A 19,953-nucleotide genomic window follows, 5' to 3' on the forward strand; every position below is an offset into this window, starting at 1 on the left:
GGCGTCCCGGGACGTGCCGGAGGGGGGGCAGGCCGGGTGGCGCCCCGGGCGCCGGGCCGGCCGGCCGCCGCGCTTCTGGGAGTACTTCGCCGTCGTCGTGGTCAAGCCGCTGTCGCGCCTGTTCGTGCGGCGCAGGTGGCGCGGGGGAGAGCACATCCCGCGCAGCGGCGGCCTCATCATCGCCGCCAACCACCTGTCCTGGTCCGACCCGGTGCTGCTGTCGCACTACCTCTACAACAACGGACGGTGGCCCACCATCCTGGCCAAGTCCGGCATCTTCAAGGTGCCCGTCCTCGGGCACATCATCACGCAGCTGCAGGCCATCCCCGTCCACCGGGGGAGCACCGAGGCCACCCAGTCGCTGAAGACCGCCGAGTACCGCCTGAGGAACGGCGCGTCGATCATGTTCTACCCCGAGGGCACGATCACCCGCGATCCCGCCAAGTGGCCGATGGTCGGCAAGACCGGCGTCGCCCGCCTCGCGCTCACCACCGGTGTGCCGGTGATCCCGATCGCCCACTGGGGCGCCCAGGACCTGCTGCCGTACGGGGAGAAGAAGCCGCGGCTGCTGCCGCGCACGACGTTCCACGTGCTGGCCGGGCCGCCGGTCGACCTGTCGAAGTACGAGGGGCTGCCGCTGCGGGCCTCGGTCCTGAGGGACGCCACCGCCGACATCACGGCGGCCATCACGGCCCTGCTCGCCGAGATCCGGGACGAGAAGGCGCCCGAGACCCCCTACGACCCGCGCAACGCCGCCAACAGCTGACAAAGGCGTACGGTGAGGGCGGGACCGGGTACGGCCCGGGAGAGCAACAGGAGTGGGTGCGGCGAGTGAGCACGGCGGTCGTTTTCGGTACGGGCTCGTGGGGCACCACGTTCGCGACGATCCTCGCTGAGGCGGGCACCCGCACCACGCTGTGGGGGCGCCGGGCGGAGGTCGTCGACGCGATCAACGCCACCCACGAGAACCCGGAGTACCTGCCGGGCGTCCCGCTCCCCGAGACCCTCCGTGCGACGACCGACCCGGCGGAGGCGACGGACGGCGCGGAGTTCGTGGTCCTCGCCGTCCCGGCGCAGACCCTCCGGGCCAACCTCACGGCCTGGAGGCCCGCCCTCCCCGCCGGCGCCGTCCTGGTCAGCCTGATGAAGGGCGTCGAGCTCGGCACGTGCAAGCGGATGAGCGAGGTCATCTGCGAGGTGGCCGAGGTGCCGGAGAGCCGGGTGGCCGTGGTCTCCGGGCCCAACCTGGTCGGCGAGCTGGCCCTGCGGCAGCCGGCGGCGGCCGTCGTCGCCTGCACCGACGAGGCCGTCGCCGACCGCCTCCAGGAGGCGTGCCACCTGCCGTGGTTCCGCACGTACACCAATCCGGACGTGGTCGGCGTGGAGCTCGGCGGGGCGGTGAAGAACGTCATCGCGCTGGCCGTGGGCGTCGCGGTCGGCATGGGCCTCGGGGACAACGTCCGGGCGACGCTGATGACCCGCGGGCTCGCCGAGATCGCCCGCCTGGGGGCCGCCCTCGGGGCCGACCAGCACACCTTCGCCGGTCTGGCCGGAATGGGGGATCTCATAGCGACTTGTACGTCTCCGTTGTCCCGCAACCGCACGTTCGGCGAGAATCTGGGGCGCGGGATGACCCTGGCCGAGGTCGTGGCGGCGACGAGGCAGACGGCCGAAGGGGTCAAGTCCTGCGAGTCGGTGCTCGAACTCGCCAGGAAGCACGATGTGGAGATGCCCATCACCGAAGTGGTCGTCGGTGTCGTCCACGACGGCATGACCCCCAGTGAGGCCGCGATGCTGCTGATGTCCCGCACGCCCAAACCCGAGCGCTACGGCGTCTGACGCCCGATGAGGCGCAGCCGCAGGAAGCTGGGGGAGAACTCGCGGGCCGTCCACCTGCCCTCCCCGCCGCTGCCCCGCCAGGTGCCGATCGGCCTGCCCGTGTGGCGCTCGGCGGCCTGGAGCTTCGAGAACGCCGCCGAGTACGGCGACGTGCTCGCCGGCCGCAGGACCGGCTTCGCCTACAGCCGCGTCGACAACCCGACGGTCGCGGCCTTCGCGGCGGCCGTGGCGTCCCTGGAGGGCGCGGCCGCGCCGGAGGACGTGGCCGGTGAGGCGTTCGCGTCCGGGACGGCGGCCGTGACCGGCGTCTTCCTGACGTTCCTGCGCTCCGGGTCGCACGTCGTCGCCCCCGCGCCGCTGTACGGCGCCACCTACTCCCTCCTCACCACGGTCCTCGCCCGGTTCGGCGTGACCGTGGACTTCGTCGACTACTCGGACCTGCGCCGGGTCTCGGCGGCCGTGCGGTCGTCCACCCGGATCGTGTACGCCGAGACGCTGGCGAACCCGACGATGACGGTGGCCGACATCCGGGGGCTGTACCAGATCGCCCGGGAGGCGGGGGCGCTGCTCGTGGTGGACTCCACGACGGCCACGCCGATCGTGTGCCGCCCGCTGGAGCACGGCGCCGACCTGGTCGTCCACTCGGCGACCAAGTACTTCGGCGGCCACGACGACTGCACGGGGGGCGTGGTGGTCGGGCGCCCCGACCTCATGGGCCAGATCCGCCAGGTCAGGATGGACACCGGCGCCTCGCTGTCGCCGGACGACGCCTTCCTGCTGCGCCGCGGGCTGGAGACGCTCACGCTGCGGATGCGGCGCATGTGCTCGACGGCCATGGAGTTCGCGGCGGCCGTGGCCAGGCACCCCGCCGTACGGCGGGTGGACTACCCCGGGCTGCCCGGCCACCCCGCGCACGAGATGGCCCGGCAGCTCTTCGACGCCGGTCCCGAGGGCACCCGCTTCGGCGCGTGCGTGACCGTAACCCCCCACGGCGGCTACGAGGCCGGCGCGGCACTGGCGAACGGGCTGCGCCTCGCGGGCATCGCGTCGTCCCTCGGCGGGACGCACACCCGGGTCGCCCACCTCGCCTCGGCCACCCGTTCCGACGAGGCCCTTTCCGGCGTTGACGCGGGGGCCGTGCGGTTCTCGATCGGGCTGGAGGACGCCGACGACCTCATCGTGGACGTGGCCTCGGCGCTCGACGCGTTGCGCACGACAAGCCCGACACGCGGCTGACAAGCCGTTTTGCCCCTCGAACACGGTAGATTCGGGCATCATGAACGAGGATCGCGAGTCGTCGTCACGCGTGCGCGTGGCAGTCGTCTTCGGTGGCCGCAACTCCGAGCACGCCGTCTCCCTGATGGGGGCGGGCAGCGTGCTGGAGGCGATCGACCGGACGAAATACGAGGTCGTCCCCATCGGCATCGCCCAGGACGGGCGCTGGGTGCTGGCCTCAGACAGCCAGACGTACGCCATCGAGTCGGGGCGGCTCCCCGAGGTCGACGACTCCGGGACCGCGCTCGCGCTCCCGACCGAGCCGGGGTCGCTCATGGCGCTCGACCCCGGCGACATCCCGCGCTCGCTCGGCCGGGTCGACGTCGTCTTCCCCGTGATGCACGGCCCGTACGGCGAGGACGGCACCATCCAGGGCCTGCTGGAGATGGCCGGCGTCCGCTACGTGGGGTCCGGGGTGCTGGCCAGCGCGGTCGGCATGGACAAGGCGTACATGAAGCTCGTGCTCCGCTCGGCCGGCCTGCCGGTCGGGCCGTTCGTGGTCGTCCGCGACCGCGACTGGCGGCTCGACCGCAGCCGCGTGCTCAAGGAGATCGAGGAGCTGGGCTGGCCGGTGTTCGTCAAGCCCGCCCGCGCCGGGTCGTCCCAGGGCATCAGCAAGGCCCACGACCAGGAGTCGCTGGAGGCCGCCGTCGAGCGGGCCCGCGAGCACGACCCGAAGGTGCTGGTCGAGGCGGCCATCACGGGGCGCGAGGTCGAGTGCGCGGTGCTGGAGTCGCCGGGTGACGCACCGCCGGAGGCGAGCCTGCCCGGCGAGGTGCTCGTCCGGGGAGACCACGAGTTCTTCGACTTCGAGGCCAAGTACTACCCCGACCAGATGGCGCTCGACGTGCCCGCCGGCATCCCGTCCGCGGCCACGGAGGCGCTGCGCGGCATGGCGGTGCAGGCGTTCGAGGCGCTCGGCTGCGAGGGGCTCGCCCGGGTCGACTTCTTCTACACGCCCTCCGGCGAGCTGATCGTCAACGAGATCAACACGATGCCCGGGTTCACGTCGCTGTCGGTCGCGCCGCAGCTGTGGGCCGCCACCGGCCTGCCGTACGCGGATCTGGTCGACCGGCTCATCCGGCTCGCGCTGGACCGGCCGGCCGGGCTGCGCTAGCCCTCGGGGATCGCCGCCTTGATGGGACCGGCCAGGTCGACCAGCACGTCTCCCGGCTGGTGCTGCGCGGAGATCGTCACCTCGACGTACGCCACCCGGCCGATCGCGGTGAACAGCGCCGGCGTCCGGGGGTCCTGGAACCAGGCCACGCCGTTGATGTCCGAGACCTCCGCCGTCGGCGCCATGGCGGCCGGCCGCTCGACCCCGCACCGGAGGGCGATCTCCCCTTCGCCCCAGACGACGACGTACGGCGACGGGGGGTCGGTCTCGGCGCGGTCGAGGCCCACCAGCGTGCGGGGGAGGGCGGTGGTCAGCGTCCGGCAGTCGGCCGCCGCCGTCCCCGTCGGGGAGGGCGGCGTCACCCGGACCGTCCCGGAACAGCCTGCCAGGACGGCCGCCAGCAGCGCCGTCCCGGCCGCGGCGGCCCGCACGCCCATCGCTTCCCCGCTCCGCGCCCCAGCGATCTCAGATGTGCACGATCGGGCAGGTCAGCGTGCGGGTGATCCCCTCCACGGCCTGGATCTGCGCCACCACCAGCTTGCCCAGTTCGTCAACGTTACGGGCCTCGGCCCGGACGATCACGTCGTACGGGCCTGTGACATCCTCGGCCTGCGTGACCCCCGGTATCCCGGAGATCTGCCCGGCCACGTTCGCCGCCTTGCCGACCTCGGTCTGGATAAGGATGTAGGCCTGCACCATGACGCCCTCCGGGTGGTAGAGATCAGTGCCGGAGCGTAACCGTACCTCGAATGCACAAGGGGTGTGTCATCACAGTCGGAGATCTCGGCGAATTCGGAGTAATTCAGCGAATTTCCGGACGACTGCCGCAGGGGGCGGCCGTCCTGCTGGGACCCGGCGACGACGCCGCGGTCCTCCGGGCGCCGGACGGACGCGTCGTGGTCAGCACAGACCTGCTGGTCGAGGGTAGGCACTTCCGCCGCGATTGGTCCAGCGGCTACGACATCGGACGTAAAGCCGCGGCACAGAACCTTGCCGATATCGTGGCCATGGGCGCCGATCCGACCGCCCTGGTGGTGGGGCTGGGCCTGCCGCCGGACGCCTCCACCGGGTGGCTCGACGCGCTCACCGACGGGTTCCGCGAGGAGTGCGACCTGGTCGGGGCCTCCGTGGCCGGCGGGGACATCGTCCGGTCGGAGACCGTGGTCATCGGCGTGACCGCGCTCGGAGACCTCGGCGGTCGGGCGCCGGTCACCCGGTCGGGCGCCCGCGTGGGGGATGTGGTCGCCGTCGCGGGCCGTCTCGGGCACGCCGCGGCCGGTCTGGCCCTCCTGGAGGCCGGAGCGGCCGCCACCGGCCCGCTGACGGCGCTGGTCGACGCCCATCGCCGCCCCCTGCCGCCGTACACGTGCGGGCCCGAGGCGGCCGGGCTCGGCGCGACGGCGATGCTCGACGTCAGCGACGGCCTGCTCCAGGATCTCGGGCACGTCGCCGGCGCGAGCGGGGCCGGGATCGTGCTCGACCCCGCGGCGCTGCCGGTTCCCGAGGCGCTCGCCGACGCCGCCGCCCTGCTGGGGAGCGACCCGCTGGAGTGGGTGCTGACCGGCGGCGAGGATCACGCGCTCGCCGCGACCTTCCCCCATCAGGTACGGCTTCCGCCCTCCTGGACCGTTGTGGGCAGGGTCGTCGAGGGGGAAGGCGTGCAGGTCACGGGACGAACCAGGACCACGGGGGGCTGGGACCACTTCCGTGGATGATGTGAAATTTGTGACAAAGGCGTATTAGATCTGTTATTAAGTATGGCGGTCGCCAACAGGAAGGACCGTCATGGGCCGCCACACGGCAGGACGACAGGCCGGAGAGGGAAACGATCCCTCTGATCCCTCCGATCTCTCCGATCCGGCGGACGAGGCGGGCGACGCCCACCGGTCCGGCGACCTGACCTTCCGCTGGCCCGACCCACCCACCGGCGGCCGGGGAACCGGCCGGCCGGGCGAACAGGACACCGCCTGGCCGGTCCACGAGACCACCAGCCCCCACGGCCTGGGTTTCGCCGCCCTGTCCCCCGAGCGGCTCGCCGCCGAGCACGCGGCGACGTCCGGCTTCCCGGCGATCGCGGACCCGCCGCCCGTGGACGTCCCGCCCCCCGGCGTCTTCCGGCTGAGGGACGACCCGCCCGCCTCGCCGACGCCGGGGGAGGGCGCGCAGGGCGTCCACACCGGTCGCGCGGGAACGGCCGTACGCGATATCGGCGGCGCGGGGACGGTCGCACGGGACGGAGGCCCGGCGGCGCAGGGCGTCCACACCGATGGCGCGGCGACGGCCGCGTCGGCCTCCGGGCGGGACGAGCGCCCCACCGGGGAGAGGGTGGCCGTCTACACCCTGGGCGGCGGCGCGGGAGACGGCGAGGGCAGGGGCTTCCTGGGGTCGGGCTGGCGCGAGGAGCCGCAGCCGCCGCGCCGTCTGCGCAGGCTGGCCCTGGTCTCGGGGCTGTCGGTCCTGCTCGCCGTCGGCGTCACGGCCGGCGGCGTGCGCCTGATGGCCGGCCGTACGGCGCTGACCCTGGAGCCGCCGCACGCGGGCTGCGGGACCGCCTGCCCGGCCACCCCCGGCGTGCTCGCCCTGGGCGGCGGTTCGGGCGGCGCCGATGCCTCCGGTTCTCCGGACGACGTCTCCTCCGATGACGCGACCGGCGATGCCGGCGCGACGGCGCCGCCCTCCGCCCCGTCCACGCCGATCCCCACCGCCACCTCGCCAAGCGCCCAGCACACGAGGGCGCGGGCGCAGGGCACCACCCCGTCCCACGCACCCGCGAAGGGGGACTCCCGGCCCACGAGCGACGACGCCTCCTCCGGCTCGGACGGCGCCCCCGACTCCGGCGACACGTCCACCGGCACGACCGGCGACGGCGGGGACGCGACCCCATCCGGCTCGGCCGGCGACTCCACCGGCGGGGGCGACGCCTCTCCCGACGCCGCAGACCAGGCCGCGGACCAGGGCGCGGGCCAGGACACCACGCTGCAGGCCGGGGTTTCCGCCGGGTCAGTGAGCCTGCGGTTCGCGGTGACGCGGCGGGACGGGAACGGATATGCGGCGGAGCTGAGCATCCGCAACCAGGCGGCGGCCCTGGGCTCGTGGTCGGTCGAGATCCCGGTCGGCGGCGAGGTCGCCGACGTCCAGGGCGCCGAGTGGCGGCAGAGCGGCGACACGCTGGTCCTCAGCTCGTCCGAGCCGCTCGCCCAGGGCGACGACGTGCGGATCTCGTTCGAGGCGGACGGCGATCCGCAATCTCTCGATCAGTGCACGCTGGCCGGCGGGGAGTGCACGGTGGACGCCTCCACCCGCCACCGCTTCCACTGACCTCCCGCCGGGCGGCGGGCACAGGGCGGGCCGGTCGAAGCGGCCTGGTTGGATGGGCGCATGACGACCACCCCTCCACGCGTGCTGACGATCGCGGGCTCGGACTCGGGCGGCGGCGCCGGGATCCAGGCCGATCTCAAGACGATGCTGGCCCTGGGCGTGCACGGCATGAGCGTGATCGCCGCCGTCACGGCCCAGAACTCGCTCGGCGTGCAGGGCTACTGGGAGCTTCCGCCCGAGGCGGTGCGGGCCCAGCTCGACTCGGTGCTCGGTGACATCGGGGCACAGGCCATCAAGACGGGCATGCTGGCCTCTCCGGTGCTCGTGGAGACCGTCGCCGAGGTGCTCGCCGGGGTGTCCGTGCCGGTCGTCGTCGACCCGGTCGGGGTGTCCAAGCACGGCGACAGCCTGCTGGAGCCCGCCGCCGTCACGACCGTGAAGTCCCTGCTGCTGCCCACCGCCACCGTCGTCACCCCCAACCTGTGGGAGGTCGAGCAGCTCACCGGGGTCAAGGTCGAGGACGAGGACGACCTCCCGCGGGCGGCCGAGGCGGTGCTGGCCCTCGGCCCGCGATGGGCCCTGATCAAGGGCGGCCACCTGCCCGGCGAGCCGGTCGACCTGCTCACCGACGGCACGAGCGAGCACCGGTTCCGCGCCGAGCGGCACGACAACCGCCACACCCACGGCACCGGCTGCACCCTCGCCTCCGCGATCGCGTCCTGTCTCGCGCTCGGCGAGGACGTGCCCGAGGCCGTGCTGCGGGCCAAGGAGTACGTCACCGGGGCGATCGAGCGGGGGTTCCCCCTCGGCTCGGGCATCGGCCCCGTCGACCACGCCTGGCGCTGGCGCTCCCGCTGATACCCCGGCCCGGCCGAGGCGTCGTCACCCGACGGGCCACCCCGGCCGGACCCGAGATCAGACATCCGCGCTCTGGTCATCGCGGCCGGCGCCGTGTGGCCGAGGGGCGCCTCGGCTCACGGCGCGGTCAGACCGCGAGGATGGCGCGATTGAGCGACTCGTCGACCCGAACGATGTCGTCCCGGTCCGTCGTGACCACGATGGCGTCGACCCGGCCCTCCGCGGCGCCGGAACGTGCGCACAGGGCCACGTTGACGTCGACGATGTCGTCGTGGCCGCAGCGAGCGACGGTCCTGCCGATCTGCCTGGCCCTCTCGGGAGTCAGCTCGTCGACGGTCACCGTCGCGAATCGCGCCGTGACCGCCGACTTGAGGAGCGCCGCCAGCCGGGCCTGACGCGGGCCGCCTCGCCACACCTCCGCGACGACCGTCCGGGGGACGACTATCTCCACCTCGCCCTCGGCCGCTCTGGCCAGGATGTCGAGAACGACCTCGTCGCCTCGTTCCAGCTGCACGAGCGCGCCGGTGTCGAGGACGAACCGCGCGGGGGCCGGGCGGGCGGTCACGCGCCACCTCCGATGGGGCGCGCGTCGTTACTGCCGCGGAGCTCCTGCAGGTTGGCGATCGCCATGTCGACGCGTGCCTTCGCCTCGGGGCCGGGTTCACCGAACTCCGCCGTGAGATCAGCCACGAGAGCGGCGAGTTCCAGGCGCTGGCGGACGGCCGCCACCGCCTCGGCGATGAGGCCGGAGACGGAGTCGGCGTGGCCCTGCTCCACCTGGGACTGCATCCAGTCGTACAGGTCGTCCGGGAGGCTTACGCCGATCTTCCTGGTCATACCGGCAGTATAACCGGGTGGGGAGAGAGTGATCGTCACGGAGGGATGTTATGACGATCACACAGCGTGGCGAAGCGGAGTGTGGAGGGCCGGGAGTGGTTTTCCCCACCCAGGTGCAGGGCGTCTCGCCGTGAGGCCGGAGACGCGAAAAGCCCGCCACCGACAGGTGACGGGCTCAGCGGCGGAGAGGCGTCAGCGCGAGACCTTGCCTGCCTTGATGCAGGAGGTGCACACGTTCATCCGCTTCGGCGTCCCGTTGACCACCGCGCGCACGGTCTGGATGTTCGGGTTCCAGCGGCGGCGGGTGCGGCGGTGCGAGTGGGAGACGTTGTTGCCGAAAATCGGCTTCTTGGCGCAGACGTCGCAGACGGAAGCCACGGTAATCGCTCCTTTGAATCAGTCGATCGGCCCGGCGCCGGTGCAGCGGCTCGTCCGAGCAATGCCGGGACAACCGGCTGGCCGTACGAGGATATCCGATGTCCGCCACTGCGCGCCAAACGGGCATCGCCGCGAACGGGGATAATCTCGTATCCGCCAACGGTAGCGCATCGGGGACGGGCGCGCGGCAGGGAAGGACGGCACGATGCTGGAGGTGCTCGATCCCCCCGCCGTACGGCGCTGGTCCCGGCACTGCGCGGACGCCCTGGCGCGGGCCAGGGCGGAGATCGACGCGCTGAACGTCTTCCCCGTGCCGGACGGCGACACGGGCACCAACCTGCACCTCACGCTCCTGTCGGCGGCCGAGGCCCTGGACGCCCTTCCCGGCGACGCGGACCCCGACACGACCTGGCAGGCGTTCGCCCGGGGAGCGCTCCTCGGCGCGCGCGGCAACTCGGGCGTGATCGTCAGCCAGGCCATCAGGGGCATGGCCGAGGTGCTCAGGAGGGCCGAGGGACGCGGGGCCGACCTGCGCGACGGGCTGCTCAAGGCGGCCGAGCTGGCCAGGGCGGCGGTGGTGCGGCCGGTGGAGGGGACCGTGCTCAGCGTGCTGGGGGCCGTCGCCCGCGCGGTGAAGGACGCGCCCGACGACCTGGCCGAGGTGGCGAGGCGGGCGGCCGAGGAGGCGCGGCGGGCGCTGCGCCTGACCACCGGGCAGCTCGACGTGCTGGCCCGCAACGGCGTCGTGGACGCGGGCGCGGCCGGGCTCGCGATCATCCTGGAGAGCCTCGCCGAGGTCGTGGCCGAGGCGTACAGCGACCGGCACGACGTGCCGGCCCCCACCGAGAGGATCACCCCTGAGGCGCCGGGCGGGCCCGGCTATGAGGTGATGTACCTGCTCGACGCCGGCGAGGACGAGGTGGACCGCCTCCGGGCCGGGCTCGACCGGCTGGGCGACAGCCTGGTGATCGTCGGCGGCGACGGCCTGTGGAACGTCCACGTCCACGTGGACGACGCGGGCGCCGCCGTGGAGGCGGGCATGGCGGCGGGCCGCCCCCACCGCATCCGGGTGACGTACCTCGGCGGCCGTCCCCACGAGCCGGGCCCCGGCCGTGGCGTCGTCGCGGTGGCGGCGGGCGACGGCCTGGCCGCGCTGTTCCGCCAGGCGGGGGCCGTGGTCGTCACGCGGACGCCCGGCACGACGCCGTCGCTCGCCGCGCTGGTCCAGGCCGTGCGCAGCGCCGGCTCCGAGGTGGCCGTGCTGCCCAACGACGTCGGCGTCCACGCCGTCGCCGTGGCCGCCGCCGAGATCGCGCGCGAGGAGGGCGCGACGGTCAGCGTGCTGCCGACCAGGGCGTCCGTCCAGGGCCTCGCCGCGCTCGCCGTCCACGACCCGCTCCGGCGCTTCGACGACGACATCGTGGCGATGACCGACGCGGCCGGGCACACCCGGCACGGGCACGTCTGGGTCGCCACCCGCGAGGTCATGACCAGCGCCGGGCTCTGCCGTCCCGGGGACGTCCTCGGCGTGGTCGACGGCGAGGCGACGCTGATCGGCGACGACCTGGCCGGCGCCGCGATCGAGATCACCCGCCGCCTGGTGTCCGGGGGCAGCGAGATGGTGACGCTGGTGACCGGCGCGGACGCCCCGCCCGCCCTCCTGCCCGCCGTGCGGGGCCATCTGGAGGGCACCCGGCCGGACATCGAGATCGTGGTGTACGAGGGAGGCCAGGGCGGCTATCCGCTCCTCATCGGCGTCGAATGAGCCGGGAATGTCGCCGTCCCCGGGTAGAACTTAGTGTCGTGACGAGCTTCGACGAGCCGCTCAGGAGGGCGGTGGGCCGCACGGCCGCCCCCCTGGAGAGCGCCCTGGGCATCACCACGGTGGGCGAACTGCTGCGCCACTACCCCCGGCGGTACGCCCAGCGCGGCGAGCTGACCCCCATCGCCTCCCTGGAGCACGACGAGCACGTGACCGTGGTGGGCAAGGTGTCGTCCGCCGTCCGCCGCCCGATGAAGAACCGGCAGGGCACCTGGCTCGACGTCGAGGTGACCGACGGGAGGGACCGGCTGCGCCTCGCGTTCTTCGGCAAGGGGGCCTACGTCGCCGAGCAGCGGCTGCCGCCCGGCACCGAGGCCATGTTCTCGGGCAAGGTCAGCGTGTTCGTGAGCGGCAAGACCAGGCGCGTCTCGCTCACCCACCCTGAGTACGAGTCGTTCGACGAGACCGGGGAGACCGTCGAGGAGTTCGCCGCGGCGCCGGTGCCGATCTACCCCTCGGCCCAGGGCCTGGCCAGCTGGAAGATCCGCCGGGCCGTCCGGACCGTGCTCGACGTGCTCAGCCTCGACGACCCCGTCCCGGCCGAGGTGCGGGAGCGGCTGGGCCTGGCCACGTTGGAGGACGCGCTGCGCCGCATCCACCGGCCCGGGGACATGGGCGACGTCTCCCGGGCCCGCGCCCGGCTCAAGTTCGACGAGGCGTTCGTGATGCAGTCCGTCCTGGTGCGGCGGCGGATGGCGGCGTCCGCCTGGCTCGCCCGGGCGCGCCCGGGGCGGGACGACGGGCTCCTGGGGGAGTTCGACAAGAGGCTGCCGTTCCAGCTCACCGAGGGCCAGCGCCAGGTCGGCGAGGAGATCGCGGCCGACCTCGCGAGAGAGCATCCGATGCACCGGCTCCTGCAGGGCGAGGTCGGCGCGGGCAAGACCGTGGTGGCGCTGCGGGCCATGCTCCAGGTCGTCGACTCGGGCGGCCAGGCCGTGCTGCTCGCGCCCACCGAGGTCCTCGCCCAGCAGCACCACCGGTCGATCGTGGGCATGCTGGGCGACCTCGCGACCGGCGGCATGTTCGGCGGCACCGCGGTGGCCCTGCTGACCGGGTCCATGGGCGCCGCGGCCCGCAGGAGCGCGCTCCTCGACGCGGCCTCCGGCGCCGCCGGCGTCGTGGTCGGCACCCACGCCGTCCTGCAGGAGCACGTGCAGTTCGCCGACCTCGGGCTCGTCGTGGTCGACGAGCAGCACCGGTTCGGCGTCGAGCAGCGCGACGCGCTGCGCGAGAAGGGCGGCGGCGGGCGTCCCCACGTGCTCGTCATGACCGCGACCCCCATCCCGCGGACGGTCGCGATGACCGTCTTCGGCGACCTGGAGGTCTCCACGCTCTCCCAGCTCCCGTCCGGGCGCGCCCCGATCACGACGCACGTGGTGCCGGCGGCCGAGAAGCCGCACTTCCTCGACCGGGCCTGGCAGCGCGTCCGCGAGGAGGTGGGGCTCGGCCGCCAGGCGTACGTCGTCTGCCCGCGCATCGGCGACCAGGAGGGCGACGAGGGCGACCTCGACCGGGACGACGAGGAGCGCCGCCCGCCGCTCGCCGTGCTCGACGTCGCCCAGGCCCTCGCCGACGGCCCGCTCCACGGGCTGCGCGTCGAGGTGCTGCACGGCAAGCTGGCCCCCGAGGCCAAGGACGGCGTGATGCGCTCCTTCGCGCGCGGCGAGATCGACGTGCTGGTCGCCACGACCGTCATCGAGGTCGGCGTCGACGTGCCCAACTCCTCGGTCATGGTGATCATGGACGCCGACCGGTTCGGGGTCTCCCAGCTCCACCAGCTGCGGGGCCGGGTCGGCCGGGGCGGCCTGCCGGGGCTGTGCCTGCTCGTGAGCGAGGCGCCCGAGGGCACCCCGGCCCGGCGGCGGCTGGACGCCGTGGCGGCGACGCTGGACGGCTTCGAGCTGTCCCGGGTCGACCTGGAGCAGCGCCGCGAGGGCGACGTGCTGGGGGCCGCCCAGTCCGGCCGCAGGTCGTCGCTGAAGATGCTCCAGCTGCTCAGGGACGAGGAGGTCATCGAGACGGCACGGGCCGAGGCGACCGCGCTCCTGGCCGCCGATCCGGAGCTGGAGGCCCACGCCGCCCTGCGCGCCGAGCTCGACGCCCTGGTGGCCGACGAGCGCGCCGAGTTCCTGGAGAAGGCCTGACGCCCACGCGGGGAGCCGGGAAGCGAGGCCCGGCGGAAGCCGGGCGTGGAAAAGAAAAAGACCCAGGGCCCAGCCTTGGGACGGCCTCCCCCCGAATGCCGTCCCCGGCTGGGCCCACCCTCGGGTCAGGTGCCGAGGGCGCCGGCGTGCGGAAGGGCTCACGACCACGCCGGCCGGCCTTCCCCTGGGTCACGTGAAGGCCGCAGAACTCATCATGCGGATGCGGGCGGGTCCGCGATACCGCGATTACCCATTCCTCGCCGCCGCTTGCCCACTCTTGACCAGGGACGATCTTGGCCCCTCCGCGGCCCGCCGCCCGCCTCCGCCGCCGCACCGCCCGTCCCTGCACGTGCCTCGGGCCCGCGCACCGGGCTCGCGGCGGGACAATGAACGGGTGACGCGGGTGATCGCAGGGACGGCGGGAGGGCGCCGGCTGGCCGTCCCGCCCGGCAGGTCGACCAGGCCGACGAGCGACCGCACGAGAGAGGCCCTGTTCTCCACGGTCGGCTCGGTGCTCGGCACGCTCGACGGGGCCCGGGTCCTGGACCTGTACGCCGGCTCGGGCGCGGTCGGCCTCGAAGGGCTCAGCAGGGGCGCCGCCCACGCGCTGCTGGTGGAGTCGGACGCGCGGGCCGCGCGGACGATCAGGGAGAACATCGAGGCCCTCGGGCTGCCCGGGGCGGCGCTGCGCGCCGAGAAGGTCGAGCGGGTCGTCGGCCGCCCGTGCGATCAGCCGTACGACTTCGTCTTCGCCGACCCGCCGTACGCGGTCACGGACGACGCGGTGACGCGGGTGCTGGAGGCGCTGCGCGACAACGGCTGGCTCGCCGGGGGCGCGCTGGTGGCGGTGGAACGGGAGTCGAGGGGTAAGAACCTCGTGTGGCCTGCCGGTTTCACGGAGGACAGGGTCCGTCGGTACGGCGAAGCGGCCGTTTGGTACGGTCGCGCAGCCGGGATCCCGTAAATCTTGGGGGTGCGTCTTGCGCCGCGTCGTGTGCCCGGGGTCGTTCGATCCCGTGACCAACGGACATCTGGACATCATCGGCCGGACCTCACGGTTGTACGACGAGGTGGTCGTGGCCGTGCTGATCAACATCGAGAAGCAGAGCCTTTTCACGGTCGACGAGCGCATCGAGATGCTCCAGGCGGTGACCCGGGAGTACGGCAACATCCGGGTGGAGAAGTTCCACGGGCTGCTGGTCGACTTCTGCAAGCAGCAGGGCATCCCCGCGATCGTCAAGGGCCTGCGCGCGGTGAGCGACTTCGACTACGAGCTGCAGATGGCCCAGCTCAACTACCGGATGTCCGGGGTCGAGACCCTGTTCATGTCCACCAACCCCGAATACTCCTTCCTGTCGTCCAGCCGGCTGAAGGAGATCGCGCGCTATGGTGGGGACGTATCCGGCCTGGTCCCGGACCTCGTGCACAAGTCGCTCGTCGAGCGGCTCAGGGGCTGAATCCGGGCTGGTATTCTTTCCTTTCAGCCTTGCACGACGGCGGTGATTCGCCATGCCTAACGAGAGCAGGATGACTCTGCAGAGCCTCGATCCCCGCGCCCCCTGGGTGATCTCCACCCACGACCTGGGGCGCCGACCGGGATCGATGCGCAGAATCACCCCGGTTCTCCCGGCACCGGAGGATCTCGCCGTCGGAATGATCGGCGCCCCCAAGGACGCCGACGTCGAGCTGGACATCCGGCTCGAAGCGGTGATGGAGGGCGTGCTCGTGACGGGCACGGCGCGGGTTCCCCTGAAGGGCGAGTGCTCGCGCTGCCTGGATCCGTTGACCTCGGAGATCGAGGTCGACTTCCAGGAGCTCTACTTCTACTCGGCGGAGGACGCCGGAGAGGACGATCTGCTCCTCGACGGCGAACTGCTCGATCTCGAGCCGGTATTCCGTGACGCGGTGGTGCTCGCACTGCCGCTGAGCCCGGTGTGCGGTGATGACTGCCCCGGTCTCTGCACGGAGTGCGGGGTCAAGCTGGCGGAGGCCGGCCCGGACCACCGGCACGAACAGGTCGACGCGCGCTGGGCGGCGCTGCAGGGCTTGGTTGTGGACAACGAAGACGATCAGGAGGGTTGACGTGGCCGTCCCCAAGCGGAAGATGTCGCGGAGCAACACCCGCGCCCGCAGGTCCCAGTGGAAGGCGGCGGCGGTCGCACTCGTGAGCTGCCCGCAGTGCCGCTCGCCCAAGCGCCCGCACGTGGCGTGCCCGACGTGTGGCACCTACAACCGCCGTCAGGTGGTTCAGCCGTCGGCCTGATCGCGTATTAGGCGGACAGTGGCGCCGGCCGGATCGTCAAACGAGCCGGTCGGCGTTACCGTGCTTTCACAGGCACGTGCGACGGCGGCTGGAACGACGCGACCGACAGACATGCCCGCGGCCGTGGTGGACGCCGGGGCCTCCCTTACCGGCGGCCCGGCGTCCACCACGCCTTCGGGCTCTCCCAGCGACTCTCCGGCCTCCGTGCACGGCCGTGCCCTGCACCGGAGTTTTTGGAGGAGATCGATGGGCGCACCATCGAGCAAGCCGGTGGCCGTGGAGGTCGCCAGAGACGAGCTCAACGTCGTGCTCGACATCACGTTGAGCACCGACATCCTGGAGCGGGCGCTGACGCACCGCTCGTACGCCTACGAGAACGGCGGCCTGCCGACCAACGAGCGCCTGGAGTTCCTCGGCGACTCGGTGCTCGGCCTCGTGGTCACCGACACGCTGTTCCGCAACCATCCCGACCTGCCCGAGGGGCAGCTCGCCAAGCTCCGCGCCGCCGTGGTCAACATGCGCGCGCTCGCGGACGTGGCCCGCACCCTCGACCTGGGCAAGTACCTGCGGCTCGGCCGCGGCGAGGAGGGCACGGGCGGGCGGGACAAGTCGTCCATCCTGGCCGACACGCTGGAGGCCCTGATCGGCACGGTGTACGTGGACAAGGGGCTGGACGAGGCCTTCCGCGTCGTCCACCTGCTGTTCGACCCGCTGATCACGCGCTCGGCCTCGCTCGGCGCCGGACTCGACTGGAAGACGTCCCTGCAGGAGCTCACCGCGGCCGAGATGCTCGGCGTCCCGGAGTACCACGTCGACGAGAGCGGGCCCGACCACGCCAAGTCGTTCGTGGCGGTGGTCAGGGTCGGCGGCCGCGACTACGGCAAGGGCGCCGGCCGCAGCAAGAAGGAGGCCGAGCAGCAGGCGGCCGAGGCCGCGTGGACCGCGATCCGCGCGCTCCGCGACGCCCGCGAGGGCGCGGGTCCCGTCCGCGCCTGACCGCTCGACAGCCGGAGGGGGAGAACATGCCCGAGCTGCCCGAGGTCGAGGTCGTCCGGCGGGGGCTGGAACGCTGGGTGGCAGGCCGTACGGTCGCGTCGGCCGAGGTCCTGCATCCGAGGGCGGTGCGGCGCGACGCCGGCGACCTGGCCGACCGGCTCAAGGGCCGCACGCTGCGGTCCGCCGAGCGGCGCGGCAAGTACCTGTGGCTGCCCCTCGCCGACGGTCCGGAGGCCTCAGCCGCCCCCGGCTCGCCAGGTCACGAGCCGGGGGACGAGCCGGGCGACGCGCTGCTGGCCCACCTGGGCATGAGCGGCCAGTTACTCGTCGCCGACCCGCTGTCGCCCATCGAGAGGCACCTGCGCGTGCGGCTGGGGTTCACCGACGGCGGGCTCGAACTGCGGTTCGTGGACCAGCGCACGTTCGGCCACCTGCTCGTCGCGCCGATGGACCCCCGGCCGGCCCGGCCGGTGCCCGAGCCGATCGCGCACATCGCGCCCGACCCGCTGGAGGAGGCCTTCGACGACGCCGAGTTCGCCGTCGCGCTGAGACTCCGCCGTACGGGGATCAAGCGGGCGCTCCTCGCCCAGTCGCTGATCAGCGGGGTCGGCAACATCTACGCCGACGAGGCGCTGTGGCGGGCCCGGCTGCACTGGGCCAGGCCCACCGAGACGCTGACCCGGCCCAGGATCGCCGAGCTGCTGGCGGCCGTCCGCGAGGTCATGGGGGAGGCGCTGGAGCAGGGCGGCACGTCGTTCGACAGCCTGTACGTCAACGTGAACGGCGAGAGCGGCTACTTCGACCGGTCGCTCGCCGTGTACGGCCGGCGCGACGAGCCGTGCCGGCGCTGCGGGACGCCGATCAGGCGGGAGGCGTTCATGAACCGCTCCTCCTACAGCTGCCCCCGGTGCCAGCCGCGGCCGAAGAACGCGCGACCCTAGCCCCTGGGGTGCGCCGCCCCGGCGGCGTCTGGATACTGGTAAGCGTGATTCGCATGACCGCGTGGGTCCGGGGACGGGTGCAGGGCGTCGGGTTCCGATGGTGGACCCGCTCCCGCGCCCTGGAGCTGGGCCTGACGGGCTGGGCCGCGAATCTGCGCGACGGCAGGGTTGAGATCGTGGCCGAAGGTCCGCGGGAATCATGCGAGAAGCTGCTCGACATGGTCCGCACCGGCGACACGCCCGGCCAGGTGGAGGGGGTGGTCGAGCGCTGGAGCGAGCCGAAGGGAAGTATGGTCGGGTTTGTAGAGAGGTAGGACTTCCCTCAAACCCCTCAAATCCGGTATATTTACCTGTCGGGAGTGCCCACCGGTCATCTGTGCGGAGCGTTCAACTTGACCGACTCCAATGCCGGTGCGACTCTTGAGAGGAACCACGCGCACCCCTCCCGCGGCATGAAGTGCGCGAACCAGTCTGGTCACTCAGCGTGGAGGACCCTTTACTATGGCGAAGGCTCTACTCGGCCACGTCGGCGGTCCTGACCCTCGGATGATCTCGGAAATGCGTCGCCTCCAGCAGCGCATCCGCGACCTCGAGGCAGAACTCACCCGGCTCCAGGCACAAAACGACGCGCTCGCGGCGCAAACTCGTGACGAGGCCCTGGTCCGGCTTCAGGATCGCGAGCCGGCTCTCACCTGAGACCGGCTGGGGACACGAAAAGGATTGTAGGGACGCCCCGCAAAGGCGTCCCTTGCCATTTCCTCCCTTGTTCCCGAGCCATTCATCCGCCCGTTGAGTGCCCGTAAAGTCCATTTCGAGTAGAGTTGCACGGATCGTCGGATCCTGCAATGGCACTGCGAACCCCGGTCTTCACCGCCCTCCCCCGACGCGCGATGATCGCTCCACGGTCCCGTCCGGAGGCTCTCCCGAGCCGTCCGGGGCTCGTCCGTACCCGCGGTCGCGTCGTATGCGGCCACCCGTTCCCCGGAGACCGGTAGTCTTCCCCAAAGCGCCGACGGTGGGAGGGGGCTGAGGTGTACCTGAAGACGCTCACCCTGCGCGGCTTCAAGTCCTTCGCCTCAGCGACCACCCTGCGCTTCGAGCCCGGCATCACCGCGGTCGTCGGTCCCAACGGCTCCGGCAAGTCCAACGTCGTCGACGCCCTCGCCTGGGTCATGGGCGAGCACAGCGCCAAGTCGCTGCGCGGCGGCAAGATGGAGGACGTGATCTTCGCGGGGACCTCGAGCCGCCCGCCGCTCGGCCGTGCCGAGGTCACGCTCACGATCGACAACACCGACGGCGCGCTGCCCATCGACTACACCGAGGTGACGATCAGCCGCCTCATGTTCCGGTCGGGCCAGAGCGAGTACGCCATCAACGGCGACACCTGCCGTCTGCTGGACATCCAGGAGCTGCTGTCGGACTCCGGCATCGGCCGGGAGATGCACGTCATCGTCGGCCAGGGCCAGCTCGACCAGGTCCTGCACGCCGGGCCCGAGGAGCGCCGGGCCTTCATCGAGGAGGCCGCCGGCGTCCTCAAGCACCGCAAGCGCAAGGAGAAGGCGCTCCGCAAGCTCGACGCGATGCAGGCCAACCTGACCCGCGTCCAGGACCTCGTCACCGAGTTGCGCCGTCAGCTCAAGCCCCTCGGCCGCCAGGCGGAGATCGCCAGGAAGGCGGCCGTCATCCAGGCCGACCTGCGCGACGCGCGGCTGCGCCTGCTCGCCGACGACGTGGTGACCTTACGCGACACGCTGCAGCGGGAGGAGGCCGACGAGGCGGCCGTACAGGCCCGCAGGACGCAGGTCGAGGGCGAGCTCGCCGAGGGCCAGCGGCGGGAGGCCGAGCTGGAGGCCGCCGAGAACGAGGCCCAGCCGCGTCTCAAGGCCGCGCAGGAGACGTTCTACCGCCTGTCGGCGCTACGGGAGCGGCTGCGCGGCGTGGAGAGCCTGGCCGCCGAGCGGCAGCGGCACGCCGCCGACGCCGCCGCGATCGAGCGCCGCGGCCGCGACCCGGAGGACCTGGAACGGGAGGCCGCCGAGGTCCGCGAGCAGGAGCGGGTGCTGGCCGAGGAGCTCGACGAGGCGCGCGACCGGCTCGCCGCCGCCGTCGAGATCAGGGGCGAGGCCGAGGACGCGCTCGCCACGGAGGAGCGCCGCCTGGCCGCC

23 protein-coding genes are annotated in these 19,953 nt (G+C 72.8%); 18 read left to right on the plus strand and 5 right to left on the minus strand.

Features of this window, described 5'->3' with window-relative positions:
* Positions 1-13 precede the first annotated feature (13 nt).
* From MPTA5024_RS31765 to MPTA5024_RS31780, 4 genes are all read left to right on the plus strand, one after another.
* A complete protein-coding gene (locus MPTA5024_RS31765) occupies positions 14-766 on the plus strand; it encodes a lysophospholipid acyltransferase family protein (protein ID WP_084370172.1) in 753 nt (250 codons plus the stop codon).
* Positions 767-831: 65 nt separating this feature from the next.
* Positions 832-1,839, plus strand: coding sequence for an NAD(P)H-dependent glycerol-3-phosphate dehydrogenase (locus MPTA5024_RS31770; RefSeq protein WP_036331325.1), 1,008 nt, complete (start codon positions 832-834; stop codon positions 1,837-1,839).
* Between the two features lie 6 nt (positions 1,840-1,845).
* Positions 1,846-3,075: a trans-sulfuration enzyme family protein gene (locus tag MPTA5024_RS31775; protein WP_036331327.1), complete on the plus strand. Its 1,230-nt coding sequence runs from the start codon at positions 1,846-1,848 to the stop codon at positions 3,073-3,075.
* 40 nt (positions 3,076-3,115) lie between these two features.
* On the plus strand, positions 3,116-4,231 hold the full coding sequence (locus MPTA5024_RS31780; protein ID WP_036331329.1) for a D-alanine--D-alanine ligase family protein: 1,116 nt from the start codon (positions 3,116-3,118) through the stop codon (positions 4,229-4,231).
* On the opposite strand, the gene MPTA5024_RS31785 is transcribed toward MPTA5024_RS31780, so the two are convergent.
* Positions 4,228-4,668, minus strand: a complete 441-nt coding sequence (locus MPTA5024_RS31785; protein WP_036331331.1) for a DUF3515 domain-containing protein — start codon at positions 4,666-4,668, stop codon at positions 4,228-4,230. The genes MPTA5024_RS31780 and MPTA5024_RS31785 overlap by 4 nt on opposite strands.
* 28 nt (positions 4,669-4,696) lie before the next feature.
* Positions 4,697-4,930 (minus strand): Lrp/AsnC family transcriptional regulator, encoded by a 234-nt coding sequence (locus MPTA5024_RS31790; protein ID WP_036331334.1) that lies wholly within the window; start codon positions 4,928-4,930, stop codon positions 4,697-4,699.
* 50 nt (positions 4,931-4,980) lie between these two features.
* Between MPTA5024_RS31790 and MPTA5024_RS31795 the strand changes: the two genes are divergently transcribed.
* From MPTA5024_RS31795 to thiD, 3 genes are all read left to right on the plus strand, one after another.
* On the plus strand, positions 4,981-5,946 hold the full coding sequence (locus tag MPTA5024_RS31795) for a thiamine-phosphate kinase (RefSeq protein ID WP_036331337.1): 966 nt from the start codon (positions 4,981-4,983) through the stop codon (positions 5,944-5,946).
* Between the two features lie 70 nt (positions 5,947-6,016).
* The gene (locus tag MPTA5024_RS31800; protein WP_036331339.1) at positions 6,017-7,549 is read left to right on the plus strand and encodes a hypothetical protein; all 1,533 of its coding nucleotides are present in this window, start codon (positions 6,017-6,019) and stop codon (positions 7,547-7,549) included.
* A 60-nt stretch (positions 7,550-7,609) separates the two neighbouring features.
* The gene (thiD, locus tag MPTA5024_RS31805) at positions 7,610-8,407 is read left to right on the plus strand and encodes a bifunctional hydroxymethylpyrimidine kinase/phosphomethylpyrimidine kinase (RefSeq protein ID WP_036331342.1); all 798 of its coding nucleotides are present in this window, start codon (positions 7,610-7,612) and stop codon (positions 8,405-8,407) included.
* Positions 8,408-8,534: 127 nt separating this feature from the next.
* On the opposite strand, the gene MPTA5024_RS31810 is transcribed toward thiD, so the two are convergent.
* The 3 genes from MPTA5024_RS31810 to rpmB all read right to left on the minus strand — a co-directional run bounded on the left by MPTA5024_RS31810 (position 8,535) and on the right by rpmB (position 9,622).
* The gene (locus MPTA5024_RS31810; protein ID WP_036331345.1) at positions 8,535-8,972 is read right to left on the minus strand and encodes a PIN domain-containing protein; all 438 of its coding nucleotides are present in this window, start codon (positions 8,970-8,972) and stop codon (positions 8,535-8,537) included.
* Positions 8,969-9,244: a hypothetical protein gene (locus MPTA5024_RS31815; RefSeq protein ID WP_036331347.1), complete on the minus strand. Its 276-nt coding sequence runs from the start codon at positions 9,242-9,244 to the stop codon at positions 8,969-8,971. The genes MPTA5024_RS31810 and MPTA5024_RS31815 overlap by 4 nt, the downstream gene beginning before the upstream one ends.
* 192 nt (positions 9,245-9,436) lie before the next feature.
* Positions 9,437-9,622, minus strand: coding sequence for a 50S ribosomal protein L28 (gene rpmB, locus MPTA5024_RS31820; RefSeq protein ID WP_036331350.1), 186 nt, complete (start codon positions 9,620-9,622; stop codon positions 9,437-9,439).
* 205 nt (positions 9,623-9,827) lie between these two features.
* Here rpmB and MPTA5024_RS31825 point away from each other — a divergent pair, with 205 nt between their 5' ends.
* From MPTA5024_RS31825 to MPTA5024_RS31870, 11 genes are all read left to right on the plus strand, one after another.
* A complete protein-coding gene (locus tag MPTA5024_RS31825; protein WP_036331352.1) occupies positions 9,828-11,387 on the plus strand; it encodes a DAK2 domain-containing protein in 1,560 nt (519 codons plus the stop codon).
* A gap of 38 nt (positions 11,388-11,425) precedes the next feature.
* Positions 11,426-13,588 (plus strand): ATP-dependent DNA helicase RecG, encoded by a 2,163-nt coding sequence (gene recG / locus MPTA5024_RS31830; protein WP_036331353.1) that lies wholly within the window; start codon positions 11,426-11,428, stop codon positions 13,586-13,588.
* Between the two features lie 394 nt (positions 13,589-13,982).
* Positions 13,983-14,552 (plus strand): 16S rRNA (guanine(966)-N(2))-methyltransferase RsmD, encoded by a 570-nt coding sequence (gene rsmD / locus MPTA5024_RS31835; RefSeq protein WP_036331355.1) that lies wholly within the window; start codon positions 13,983-13,985, stop codon positions 14,550-14,552.
* Between the two features lie 16 nt (positions 14,553-14,568).
* Positions 14,569-15,045 (plus strand): pantetheine-phosphate adenylyltransferase, encoded by a 477-nt coding sequence (gene coaD / locus MPTA5024_RS31840; RefSeq protein WP_036331357.1) that lies wholly within the window; start codon positions 14,569-14,571, stop codon positions 15,043-15,045.
* Between the two features lie 70 nt (positions 15,046-15,115).
* The gene (locus tag MPTA5024_RS31845; protein ID WP_036332023.1) at positions 15,116-15,670 is read left to right on the plus strand and encodes a YceD family protein; all 555 of its coding nucleotides are present in this window, start codon (positions 15,116-15,118) and stop codon (positions 15,668-15,670) included.
* A gap of 1 nt (position 15,671) precedes the next feature.
* On the plus strand, positions 15,672-15,851 hold the full coding sequence (gene rpmF / locus MPTA5024_RS40260; RefSeq protein ID WP_084370173.1) for a 50S ribosomal protein L32: 180 nt from the start codon (positions 15,672-15,674) through the stop codon (positions 15,849-15,851).
* Between the two features lie 246 nt (positions 15,852-16,097).
* Entirely contained in the window at positions 16,098-16,847 is a 750-nt protein-coding gene (gene rnc, locus MPTA5024_RS31850; protein WP_036331360.1) for a ribonuclease III, read from the plus strand.
* A 26-nt stretch (positions 16,848-16,873) separates the two neighbouring features.
* A complete protein-coding gene (mutM, locus tag MPTA5024_RS31855) occupies positions 16,874-17,788 on the plus strand; it encodes a bifunctional DNA-formamidopyrimidine glycosylase/DNA-(apurinic or apyrimidinic site) lyase (protein WP_036331361.1) in 915 nt (304 codons plus the stop codon).
* A 53-nt stretch (positions 17,789-17,841) separates the two neighbouring features.
* Positions 17,842-18,102, plus strand: coding sequence for an acylphosphatase (locus MPTA5024_RS31860; RefSeq protein WP_036331363.1), 261 nt, complete (start codon positions 17,842-17,844; stop codon positions 18,100-18,102).
* A gap of 187 nt (positions 18,103-18,289) precedes the next feature.
* A complete protein-coding gene (locus MPTA5024_RS31865; protein WP_036331364.1) occupies positions 18,290-18,484 on the plus strand; it encodes a hypothetical protein in 195 nt (64 codons plus the stop codon).
* 335 nt (positions 18,485-18,819) lie between these two features.
* Positions 18,820-19,953, plus strand: a 1,134-nt coding sequence (locus MPTA5024_RS31870) for a chromosome segregation SMC family protein (RefSeq protein ID WP_157099880.1), incomplete at its 3' end; no start/stop codon positions are given.

The organism is Microbispora sp. ATCC PTA-5024 (assembly GCF_000511135.2).
Lineage (GTDB): Bacteria > Actinomycetota > Actinomycetes > Streptosporangiales > Streptosporangiaceae > Microbispora > Microbispora corallina.